Here is a 12219-nt window from a genome sequence, read left to right as displayed (position 1 = left end):
AATTTTCGCTAAATAAACGTTATCTAATTTAGATTTACCGGTCATTCTCCGGTAAGCCAATCGCTACAAACCTTGATATACCGTGACTAGCTCGCCATCATATCAATACGAATCTTGTCAGCGATCATGGCGATGAATTCGCTATTTGTCGGTTTCGACTTCAAATGATGTACCGTATAACCAAACATCGACGAAATCGATTCATAATTGCCACGGTTCCATGCAACTTCAATGGCATGACGAATCGCACGTTCAACTCGTGATGGTGTTGTATTGAATTTTTTAGCAATTTCTGGATATAAAATTTTCGTCACAGATCCTAATAACTCGATATCTTCGAATACCATCTGAATAGCTTCTCTCAAATAAGAGTAACCTTTTATATGTGCAGGAACGCCAATTTCTTTAATAATGGCCGTAATCGTGCTATCTAATTGATGTTGATTTAATTTTTGAGGTGCCGTCGGTTGTAAAACACTTGTCTTTTTAGGAAGTGTTGCTTTCTGTCCAGCACAATGTAAGATCTTTTGAACCAATTGATCAAATTCAAATGGCTTTAGCATGAAATAGGATGCACCTAAGTCTACAGCTTGTTTCATCACATCTTCTTGACCAAATGCAGTTAACATTATTACTTGAATTGATGACATTTGTTCATTTTGATACATCGACTCTAAAACAGCTAACCCATCAAGATGTGGCATAATAATATCTAGCAGCAAAATATCTGGTGTGAATTCCTCAAGCATTTGTAAACAAACTTTCCCATTTGAAGCAGTTGCAATGATTTCAATTTCTGGATGTCCTTGAAAATACTGCTCCATCGTTTTTAATAACTCACGATTATCATCTGCAATTGCTACTTTAACCTTTGTCATTTAAAATTCCTCCTTCTGAACTGTGCTTCGAATATCCCGTTACCTACCCCAATGCTTTTTTTGCACACTGTGGAATTTTCGACATTATTGTTTTAAAAACCTTTTCAATTTCCAAAAATGAGTATGTAGTCCGATACTTTCATTTAATATCGACAAGTTATGATAAATAACTGACAAAGCTTCGAATGCTTATACCATTTATTTTAGTGAAAAAATGGAGATAAAACTACAGTTTTTCTTAAGTATCGCTAATCGCTTCATAAATAAACGAAATACTTGATGAACATTATATTTTTATGAAGGAATGAAGAATGGAGCCACCTCTTGGCAGCTCCTTCGTTTAAGATGATTTTTTTAACATTTCCGCTACAGTTATTGCTGCTCCTTTTTTCGGCTCCTCCACAAACATATGCGTAACGGCACCTACAAAACGACCGTCTTGAATGATAGGACTGCCACTCATCCCCTGCAAAATACCACCTGTTTTTTCAATGAGCTTTTTGTCAGTGACTATGAATTCAAGGCGTTCATTTTCAACCTTTGTAATTTCAATTGAAAAAGTTTCCACCTTACTGCCCTTGATCGCCGTAGAGATTTCCGCTTTTCCTGTTTTTATATCCTTTTCATGCATAATTTCAATTGCTTTAGGCAAACTTTGTTGATAACCGTCTTCCCAACGGCCAAAAATTCCATAAACTGTATTTTTATCTATACTCCCTAATCGATCCTGATGTTTTTCAATGGAGGATATTTTATAGCCAGGTTGCCCAGGTATACTTTTACGAATTTGTTGAATCGAAGCTAAAAAAATGGAGCCAGCATGGAAATTAGGGGCTTCTTGTAAAGTTGAATCAACGATTTGGTGGCCTAACGCACCGTAATTTTTTGTCTCTGGATCAATGTATGTCAATGTTCCTACTCCATCTGTTTCATCTTTTAGAAAGGAAATAACATGTTCAGCTTCTTGCTCCTGTAACTCAAGTGTCACTTCTTTTCCTTCATTTTTTATCGTCCATTTCTGTTGTCCTTGTCGAGCAACAGCTTTTTTGGCATCTGCAAGTGTTTTTACTGTAATATCATTTATTTTTTCAATCACAGCGCCTCCTTTCATCCACTGATTGGAAGCTAATAGCACATCATGTGCTACAAATACATGTGATAGCTGAAGTTGAATACCAATTGCTTCGCCCATCGGAATTAGCTTTTTTGCGGCAAAAGCCTTTACGGGCATGAATAATAAAACGATGAGCATAGGCAAAATGACAAATTGACGCCAACGACGATTCATACGACACCTCCTTTTTATTTTTGTCTTTATACTATGTGTTGTTGTGGCGTTCTTATAAGCGGTAAATATTTGTGCAAAAAGAAAAAACCCAGAAACAACGAGCTGTTTCTGGATTCTTTTGCTATCTCATTTGTTTTTTTCGTTCATTCGCCATTTTTAGAAGCTCTGTTGCGTGCTGCAATGTTAAATCTGTAATTTCCGCTCCAGATATCATGCGACTGACTTCTTCGATACGAGCATTCGTATCTATTTCCAGCAATGACGTAAATGTTCGATCATGCTCGACTTCTTTTTTAATAAAATAATGATGATCAGCCATCGCAGCTACTTGTGGTAAATGCGAAATACATAAAACTTGAGAGTTAATGGATACTGCTGCAATTTTTTCTGCGATTGCTTGCGCTACGCGACCACTTACACCTGTATCTACTTCATCAAAAATAATAGATGTAATGCCATTTGACGATGAGAAAATCGTCTTTAACGCAAGCATCATACGCGATAATTCTCCCCCAGAAGCAATTTTCGGCAAAGATTTTGGTGGCTCGCCTACATTCGTAGAAATATAAAAAATTACTTGATCTTTTCCGTTTGCATCAAAGAAAGATAATTCATCAAAATTAACAATAAATTTTGCTTTTTCCATATGTAATTCACGCAGCTCGGCCATAATAGCTTCACTTAAATTATGTGCAGCTTCTTTTCGAACAGTAGAAAGTTCTGCAGCAAGCTCCTCAAGTACCGTCTCCATTTCCAGCACTTTTCGTTCTTTCACTTGCAAAATTTCGTCTCGATTTAATAGTTCATTTAGCTCTGTTTTAATTTTATCGTAATACGCTAAAATCTCTTCAACTGTTGAGCCATATTTGCGCTTCAAATTTTGTAATAAGGCTAAACGTTGCTCAACCTCATTTAAACGGGCAGGATCGAATTCTAATTCGTCCAACACATTTTTAACCTGATACGCAGCATCTTGTAACGCATAAAATGCAGTAGTAACAGATTCGGATGCCTCTTTAAATTGTTCGTCAATAGTGGCAGCATCCTCTAAGGCTCCCATTGCATTGCCAATCCAGTCAAGGCCTTTCGATTCACCTTGAATGGCTTCATAAGCTGCACTGGAGCGTTCAAAAATCTTATTGAAATTCATTAGACGACGGCGTTCATCAAGAAGCTCATCTTCCTCGCCAAGCTTTAAATTGGCATCCTCCAGCTCTTTCATTTGGAATTGATACAAATCAATACGTTGCGCCATTAACTGCTCATCAATCGAAATCGAAGCTAATTCTTTTTTTAGTGAACGATATTCATCATATTGAGAACTGTATGCCTCTTGAATTGGTGTAAGTTGTTCCTCGGCAAAATGATCAAGTAAAGAGATATGCTGCTTCTCATCCATTAATTCTTGATTTTCATGCTGACCATGAATATCGATAAGGCTAGCCCCAATATCACGTAAAACAGATAATGGCACAAGTTTACCGTTTACTCGACAAACACTTTTTCCAGAATCATTTAAATCACGGCGTAAAATAATGGTATCTTCTTCAATTTCAATGCCTGCCTCTTCAAGTTTCTTATGAACAGGATGCCCAGAACTTGAAATTTGAAATAAACCACCTAATTCTGCCTTTTTAGCTCCATGACGAATAAATTCGGTATTTCCTCGTCCGCCAGCAAGTAAATGCACTGCATCGATAATAATGGATTTCCCTGCTCCTGTTTCACCTGTTAAAACAGTTAAACCACCTGAAAAACTAACAGTTAAATCCTCGATGATGGCAAAGTTTCTTATACTTAGCTCTCTTAACACAAAATGTCACCTCTGTATCAAATTACCCTGCTATTTTATAGCATTTCTAATAAGCGATTTTTAGTATTTTCACGCTCATCTTCATTACGACAAATAATTAATATAGTATCGTCTCCAGAAATAGTCCCTAAAATTTCAGGCCAATCTAAATGGTCTAGTAATGATGCAATAGCATTGGCATTACCAGGAAGAGCCTTCATAACTAAAAAGTGTGTTGCACCGTCAATACTGACAAAAGCATCAGCTAACGCACGATGTAATTTTTGTATAGGATTGAATCGTTGGTCTGCGGGTAGGCTATATTTATAGCGTCCATCTTGTAAAGGTACTTTAACAAGATGAAGTTCTTTAATATCACGTGATACTGTTGCTTGTGTCACATTATAGCCTGCATCTTTTAAAAAATCGACTAAATCATCTTGCGTTTCGATTTCATGATTGGCAATAATATCCCGAATTCGTATATGTCGTTGTCCTTTGTTCATCTCGGTCACCTCTTATAAATAGTTGAATATTTGTATATTTACACTACCATTTTAAACATAAAAGCACAAGAAAAAACACGGCTCTGTAAACGAGCACGTGTTATTTTAGTGCACTATGCGCTTCTTCAACGAGTGTATTAAAAGCTGTATATGCAGAGACATCTTCATCACCAATAGGATTCACTAAATGGAATAAAAATTCAATATTCCCCTCGCCTCCTGTAATTGGCGAAAACGAAGCATCCTTAACGACAAAGCCAACCTCTGTCGCCATTGCAGCTGTCTTTTCTAAAACATCTAAATGTACTTTTTTATCACGAACAATACCTTTTTTACCGACATTCTCTTTCCCAGCCTCAAACTGAGGCTTTACAAGTGCCATTACATCGCCACCTGGCATTAACAATGTTTTTAAGACAGGTAAAATAAGTGATAATGAAATAAAGCTGACATCAATTGTTGCAAAGTCTGGTAAGCCCTCTGTTAAATCTGGCGCTGTCGTATAACGGAAATTTGTTTTTTCCATGGCAGTTACACGTTCATCAGAACGGATTTTCCATGCTAGTTGGTTGGAACCAACGTCCAATGCATAGCAATGTCTTGCACCATTTTGTAATGCACAATCGGTAAATCCTCCTGTAGAGGAGCCAATATCTAGCATTAGCTTCCCCTCTACAGACATATCAAAAATTTGTAGCGCTTTTTCTAGCTTCAAGCCGCCACGGCTAACATATTTTAAATCAGAGCCTTTTACTTGTAGCGGTGCATCAATAGCGATTTTTTCCCCCGCCTTATCGATACGAATTTCATTAGAAAAAACAAGCCCTGCCATAATAGAGCGCTTTGCTTTTTCTCGCGTTTCGCAAAGCCCACGCTCTACAAGTAAAATGTCTACACGTTCTTTTGGATGTTTTGTCATTATTTATTCAAACCTACTTGCTGTTTTTGTTGAAGTAACACATGCATTCGTGCCACTGTATCTCCAGCCGTCATATGAATTTCAGCGAGAAGCTGGTCTACATTACCATGCTCAATAAAATGATCCGGTATACCCATACGATCGATCAGTGCAGTTAAATAGCCATGGTCATGGGCAAATTCTAATACACCACTACCAAAACCACCTTTTAGAACCGCCTCTTCAATCGTTAATATTGGTTTACGGCTTGATAATATACGATGAAGCATATCCTCATCCATTGGTTTAATGAAGCGAGCATTGACTACTTCTATCTCTACACCTTGCTGTGCTAAAATACCGGCTGCTTCCATTGCCATTGGAATCGTTGTACCAAAGGTTAAGATCGTAGCATCCTTACCTTCACGTAAAACTTCCCAGCTACCAATTGGTAACGTCTTAAGCTCATCGTCTAACGGAACGCCTATGCCATTACCTCGTGGATAACGTAACGCAATTGGACCACCATCATATTCAATGGCTGTTTTCACCATATGTTGGCCTTCATTTTCATCTTTTGGCATCATAATTGCCATATTTGGAATATGACGAAGGAATGCAATATCAAATACACCTTGATGGGTTTCACCGTCTGCGCCAACTAAGCCTGCACGGTCAATTCCTATAAAGACATTTAAGTTTGGACGTGCGATATCATGTAATACTTGGTCATAGGCACGTTGAAGGAACGTTGAGTAAATGGCTAAAAATGGTTTCATTTTTTGCGTCGCTAGACCTGCTGCCATCGTGGCTGCATGTTGTTCGGCAATCCCCACATCAAAGAAACGCTCTGGGAAATCCTTTTGGATACCTTGTAGTTTCGAGCCCACCGGCATTGCAGGTGTAATTGTGACAATTCGTTTATCTTCATGTGCAATTTTACGAACAGTCTCGGCAACCAAACTACTCCAAGCTGGACCTTTCGTCTCTGATTTTACAAAGGCACCATTTTCAATTTTATAAGGGCCTGTCCCATGCCAATTACCGATTGTATCATCTTCAGCTGGTTTATAACCTTTGCCCTTTTTCGTAATCACATGAACAAGCACTGGACCTTTTACTTTTTTAGCTTGTGATAAAGTTGCCTCAAGAGCTTCGAAATCATGTCCATCAATCGGCCCTAGATATTTAAAGCCTAACTCCTCAAAGAACACACCTGATACCACTAAATATTTTAAGCTATCCTTTAAGCGTTCAGCAGTTGAAGCAAGCTTACCGCCTAGCACAGGAATCTTATTCATAAGGGATTCCAGTTCTTCTTTTGCTTTTGAATATTCCTTGGCTGTACGAAGACGTCCCAGTACATTGTGTAACGCTCCGACGTTTGGAGCGATTGACATTTCATTATCATTTAAAATGACAATCATATTCGTTTCAGCATGACCGATATGGTTTAATGCCTCTAGTGCCATACCACCTGTTAAAGCTCCATCTCCAATAATTGGTATCACGAAGTTCTTTTCATTTTTAATATCACGTGCTGCAGCCATACCCATAGCTGCTGACAAAGATGTCGAGCTATGACCCGTCTCCCACTCATCATGTTCACTCTCCACATGCTTCGGAAAACCACAAAGTCCTTTGAACTGACGTAATGTGTCAAATTGACTTGCACGACCTGTCAAAATTTTGTGCACGTAAGCTTGGTGGCCAACATCCCATAAAAACTTATCTTGTGGACTGTCAAACATTTTATGGAGCATAATCGTTAACTCCACAACACCCAGGTTCGGCCCGATATGACCACCTGTGACAGAACATTTTTCGATTAAGAAGGCACGAATTTCTTGTGCAAGTCGCTCAAGCTCCTTCTTATCTAAGTTTTTTAAAAAGGCTGGACTAGTTATCTTATTTAAATCCACCTTTCTCACACACCTTTTCAATAAATTATTCACCGTAATTGTGTTTCCACCATTATAACAGTGTTATCAATATGCTAAAAGTACGAACACTTTATTGTTTGCACATTGGCAAACGCCCTCACCTATTCTAGCATACTCTATGCCTTTAACGCCTCGTTTTTATCCTAGTTTTTACGATGAACAATATAGGCTGCAAAATCACGTAATAAGCTGGCATCCACTTGCAATTTATCTAGTGCGTTATTGGCATGCTGATAATGCTCAGCAAGCTTTTCCTTTGCCCCATCTAAAGTTAGCAGAGCTGGGTATGTGCTTTTATCACTTGCTACATCTTTACCTGCAGTTTTCCCTAGTTCTTCTGTAGTTCCCTCAATATCTAAAATATCGTCTTGAATTTGGAAGGCAAGGCCGATATGATGCGCATATTCTTTTAAAGTTTCGCGCTCTTCTTGCGATACATCAGCTAACACCGCTCCCGCTTCAATACTAAATCGTAGTAAAGCACCCGTTTTATTAATATGGACATGCTCAAGCTCAGCTAAGTTCAGCTGACGCTTTTCACCTTCTATATCGAGTACTTGACCCCCAACCATACCTTCTGCACCAGCTGCTTTACTTAACAGACCGACAAGTTCAATACGTTTTTCAGCTGATACTTCCATGCGTGCTAAAATGCCAAACGCAAGTGTATTCAATGCATCACCTGCAAGTGTCGCTAATGCATCGCCATAAACTTTATGGTTTGTCGGCTTACCTCGACGGAAATCGTCATTATCCATACTTGGTAAATCATCATGGATTAACGAATACGTATGGATGATTTCAATGACTGATCCTACAGTTAAACCATTCTTTAAATTTTGTTTGTATAGTTCAAGAACAGCCAAAACGAAAAGAGGGCGAATACGTTTACCTCCAGCTTTTAATGAATAAAGCATTGACTCTTTTAAATTGGCTGGTGCGTCAATTTTCTCAACTAGTGTAAACATTTCAGCTTCAACTTGTGGTATGTTGCTTTCAATAAAATGCTTTAATTGCTCGTTCATTTCTTATTTCTCTCCCTTTAGTGGATCAAATGCTGTCGTTTCACCTGTCTCTTGGACAATTGAAATTAACTGCTCTTCAGCATTTTGTAGCTTGCTATGGCAAAATTGCGAAAGCTCCATGCCTTGTTTATATAAATCAATCGCATTTTCTAGCGGCACATCACCTTGCTCTAGCTGGCGGACAATTTCCTCAAGTGCCGTCATTGCTTCTGCGAAAGTTTGTTGTTTCTCTGCCACAATTATTCCCCCTCATTTTTAGGCAAGATCTTTACCACATCAGCAATTACCTTTCCATCATGGAAAGAAAGTGTTAATTGATCCTGTGGCTTAACATCAGCTGCTGATTTCAACATTTGTTGATCTTTATAAGCTACCGTAAAGCCCCTTGTTAATATGGCAAGCGGATTCAATGCTTCTAAAGTTCTGACGGTTGCCTCAAATTGTTGTTTTTGCTTCGTTACATAATGTGTTGTAGCACGAGTTAATTGTTGGACATGTGCTTCTAGCTCTCGTTGATGGAAAGCTAATGCTTTTTTCGGTGAGTGCTGCTCTACTGCACTACGTAATTGTTGAAACTGCGCTGTTTTCTTCATTAAATCGACCTGCATTGCTTTTTGCAATCCCGACTCAAGTTGTGCTAGCCTTTCCGTAAATGGTCGATATAGACGTTCTGGCATTGACAGCGGATAAGACTGTTGGAGCTTATTTAGACGTTGCCGTTCTGCAATAAGTTGCGCTCTTACAATTTGGTGGAGCTGTGATTTTTGTGTAAGTACCCGCTGAAATAAATCCTGTTGATCAGGTACAGCCATCTCAGCCGCTGCTGTTGGTGTCGGTGCACGCAAATCAGCTACATAATCCGCTATAGTTGTATCTGTTTCATGACCTACTGCACTAATAATAGGGATACGACTTTCAAAAATCGCTCTTGCGACAACTTCCTCATTAAATGCCCATAAATCCTCAATCGATCCTCCACCACGCCCAACAATCAGTACATCACAACTCGCATCAATATTTGCGCTCTCAATATTGCGAACAATATTTGGCGCTGCTTGCGCTCCCTGTACAAGGGTAGGATAAATAAAAATTTCAGCAAGTGGATAACGTCTCTTTAATGTTGTACAGATATCTCGAATGGCTGCACCTGTTGTCGACGTTAAAACCCCGATTTTTTCAGGAAATCTCGGAATTGGTTGTTTCCATTCAGGTTTAAAAAGCCCTTCTTTTTGTAACTGCTCTTTCAGCTGGTTAAAGGCAACAAACAAGCTACCGATTCCATCTGGTTGCATTTCCTGTACATATAGTTGATATGTACCGTAGCCTTCGTAAACGTTTACATCTCCACGAATAAATACTTGCATACCTTCCTTAGGTTCAAACGCCAACTTTCCGGCTGCTGATTTAAACATTGTAGCCGCAATCCGTGCTCCATCATCCTTTAATGTAAAGTAAATATGCCCCGATTGATGAATCTTGACATTGGATAACTCTCCCTTTACATAGACTTCACGTAAATGCGGATCAGCATCAAATTTCCGTTTAATATATTTTGTTAATGCTTTTACAGTTAAATAAGAAGCAGATGTCATTTTTCCGGCTCCTTTACTAAAATCAAGTTTTTCACAAAACTACACCTATCATAACATTTTTTATTGTGCCTGACGTGCCAAAATACAGTTTCGCTTGAAAAAACGACTGTCTTTTATAGAAATGAAAACCTTACTATAACATATCTTAAGATCTCGTATTAGATAAAGTATGTCTTTTCGACGAAATAAGGGGTGGAGTTGCGTTTCTACTGAGTGCTTTGCTGGGGAGCGAATAGAAGAGTCCGAGTGACGGTAAGAAGACGGAGTGAGGGAAAAAACAGCTTCGACGACGGATAAAACAGGCGAAGTGACGGATTGAAACGACGGATAAAACTGGCCTAGTGACGGTATGAACCGCCAGAACGACGGATAGAATCGTCGAAATGATGGATAGAAGTCAAAAACCTACCATTTCATTTTTTCAACTAACAAGAAAACCTCATAACTATTTAAAGTTATGAGGCATTTTAAATTAATAAAATATTAAAAGAAGCGTACCTACAAGAAAGCAATAATATGTAAAGTAGCTAAGCTTGCCACTTTTCATGATTCCCATAAACCAACGCATTGCAAAATAAGTCATAAATAATGTCGCAATAAATGTCGCAGCATAAGGAATTGCTAATGCACTTTTATTTGGCTCATCTAAAAAATCTGAAATTCCAAGGACAACCCCTCCAAGACTTACAGGAATATAAAGCATGAAGGAAAATCGTAAAGCGGTTTCCTGTTTCATACCAACTGCAATGGCTGAAATAATCGTTGCTCCTGAACGACTAATACCAGGAGTTAATGCTACAGCTTGACCAAGACCTACGATGATGGCGTCTTTCGCAGTCAAATCCGCATCCCTTTTCGTACCACGCATATTACGAATTAGCCATAGGGCAATACCTGTCACAAATAGCATAAGTGCAATCGTTGTCATACTAACATTATCCGCAATAACATCACTTAATAAAACACCTAAAATGCCCGCTGGAATAGAACCAATCACAATGAATATGGAAAAACGAAAATCCGCTTTATAACGATTCTCTCCTGTTTTAAGATAAAGGAAAAAATTTGTGATGAGTCGGATAATATCCTTTCGATAAATATAGACAATAGCTAGTAAAGATGCTGTGTTCGTTAAAATAGCAAAAGTAAATCCTTGCTCACCAAGACCAAGAATTTCACTTGCAATCATAACATGCCCGCTTGATGATACAGGAATTGGCTCGGTAAATCCTTGGACAAGACCGATAATAATATGTTTGATAATCAGTATTAAATCTATGTTTTCCATAAAAACCTCCCTATTCATATGTATGACCCAAACGTTATATTAGACGTTAAAAACAACGTGAAAGTTCTCGAAATACTTAATCATACAAAAAAGCTATCTCAAAAAATTGAGATAGCTTTTTATAAAGAGTCATTCAAAATTATAGCTTAACTATATGTTCAAGCTTATTTTCTGCTGCTTGAACAGTGTTGAATAGTAACATCGTAATTGTCATTGGTCCTACACCGCCTGGTACAGGTGTTATATGAGACGCAATTCCATCAACCTCATTGAAGTTTACGTCACCGCAAAGCTTGTTGTTTTCATCACGATTGATTCCAACATCTATCACAACTGCGCCTTCTTTAACATGCTCTTTTGTAATAAAGTTCGCACGTCCAACTGCCGCAATTAAAATATCTGCTTGTTTAGTGAACGAAGGTAAATTTGGTGTTTTGGAATGCGTATATGTCACAGTTGCATCCTTTTGTAGTAGAAGTTGTCCCATTGGCTTCCCAACGATATGACTACGCCCTACGATGACCGCATGCTTTCCTGCTATTTCGATTCCTGAAAATTCAAGAAGCTTCATTACGCCAAACGGTGTACAAGGCAAAAATGTTACTTGGCCAAGCATCATTTTCCCAACACTTACCGGTGAGAAGCCATCAACGTCTTTTTCAACAGCAATTGTGGCAATAACAATATCCTCATCAATATGTTTTGGGAGTGGTAATTGTACTAAAATACCATGAATATCTTCACGATTATTTAATAATTCAATTTGTGCTAATAATGATTCTTGTGTAGTTTCTTCTGGTAGTTTGATTAGCTCTGAAAACATACCGATGGCTTCACAAGATTTTTGCTTATTTCTCACATATGTAGCCGAGGCTTGGTTGTCTCCTACTAAAACAACCGCTAAGCCTGGTGTTAATCCTTGCTCTTTTAAACGCGTTACTCGCTCTGCTACTGAATTACGAATTTCTTGACCAATTTCTTTACCATTAATAATTGCACTTGACATAGA

The 12219-nt window shown here is 38.4% G+C and carries 11 protein-coding genes; all 11 read right to left on the bottom strand.

The window, feature by feature from the left end; genetic code table 11:
• Positions 1 to 86 precede the first annotated feature (86 nt).
• Positions 87 to 878, bottom strand: a complete 792-nt coding sequence (spo0A, locus tag ACQKN4_RS15860; RefSeq protein ID WP_079561794.1) for a sporulation transcription factor Spo0A — start codon at positions 876 to 878, stop codon at positions 87 to 89.
• Between the two features lie 340 nt (positions 879 to 1218).
• Positions 1219 to 2166 carry a SpoIVB peptidase S55 domain-containing protein gene (locus ACQKN4_RS15855; RefSeq protein ID WP_079561795.1) on the bottom strand — a complete coding sequence of 316 codons (948 nt, stop codon included), beginning with the start codon at positions 2164 to 2166 and terminating at the stop codon, positions 1219 to 1221.
• Positions 2167 to 2287: 121 nt separating this feature from the next.
• The gene (gene recN, locus ACQKN4_RS15850) at positions 2288 to 3979 is read right to left on the bottom strand and encodes a DNA repair protein RecN (RefSeq protein ID WP_427484164.1); all 1692 of its coding nucleotides are present in this window, start codon (positions 3977 to 3979) and stop codon (positions 2288 to 2290) included.
• 35 nt (positions 3980 to 4014) lie between these two features.
• Entirely contained in the window at positions 4015 to 4464 is a 450-nt protein-coding gene (gene ahrC, locus ACQKN4_RS15845; protein WP_427484163.1) for a transcriptional regulator AhrC/ArgR, read from the bottom strand.
• Positions 4465 to 4564: 100 nt separating this feature from the next.
• The gene (locus ACQKN4_RS15840) at positions 4565 to 5383 is read right to left on the bottom strand and encodes a TlyA family RNA methyltransferase (RefSeq protein ID WP_427484162.1); all 819 of its coding nucleotides are present in this window, start codon (positions 5381 to 5383) and stop codon (positions 4565 to 4567) included.
• Positions 5383 to 7284 carry a 1-deoxy-D-xylulose-5-phosphate synthase gene (gene dxs / locus ACQKN4_RS15835; RefSeq protein ID WP_427484161.1) on the bottom strand — a complete coding sequence of 634 codons (1902 nt, stop codon included), beginning with the start codon at positions 7282 to 7284 and terminating at the stop codon, positions 5383 to 5385. The genes ACQKN4_RS15840 and dxs overlap by 1 nt, the downstream gene beginning before the upstream one ends.
• A 164-nt stretch (positions 7285 to 7448) precedes the next feature.
• On the bottom strand, positions 7449 to 8330 hold the full coding sequence (locus ACQKN4_RS15830) for a polyprenyl synthetase family protein (RefSeq protein WP_079561800.1): 882 nt from the start codon (positions 8328 to 8330) through the stop codon (positions 7449 to 7451).
• Between the two features lie 3 nt (positions 8331 to 8333).
• Complete coding sequence (xseB, locus tag ACQKN4_RS15825; protein WP_427484160.1) at positions 8334 to 8567, bottom strand: exodeoxyribonuclease VII small subunit; 234 nt, start codon at positions 8565 to 8567, stop codon at positions 8334 to 8336.
• Positions 8568 to 8569: 2 nt separating this feature from the next.
• On the bottom strand, positions 8570 to 9922 hold the full coding sequence (xseA, locus tag ACQKN4_RS15820; protein ID WP_427484159.1) for an exodeoxyribonuclease VII large subunit: 1353 nt from the start codon (positions 9920 to 9922) through the stop codon (positions 8570 to 8572).
• 472 nt (positions 9923 to 10394) lie between these two features.
• Positions 10395 to 11210, bottom strand: a complete 816-nt coding sequence (locus ACQKN4_RS15815) for an undecaprenyl-diphosphate phosphatase (protein WP_427484158.1) — start codon at positions 11208 to 11210, stop codon at positions 10395 to 10397.
• A gap of 139 nt (positions 11211 to 11349) precedes the next feature.
• Positions 11350 to 12216: a bifunctional methylenetetrahydrofolate dehydrogenase/methenyltetrahydrofolate cyclohydrolase FolD gene (gene folD, locus ACQKN4_RS15810; protein ID WP_427484157.1), complete on the bottom strand. Its 867-nt coding sequence runs from the start codon at positions 12214 to 12216 to the stop codon at positions 11350 to 11352.
• Positions 12217 to 12219 lie beyond the last annotated feature (3 nt).

It is taken from the genome of Lysinibacillus sp. NPDC093692, from assembly GCF_050280125.1.
GTDB lineage: Bacteria > Bacillota > Bacilli > Bacillales_A > Planococcaceae > Lysinibacillus.
This window is presented reverse-complemented; position numbering and strand designations above follow the sequence as displayed.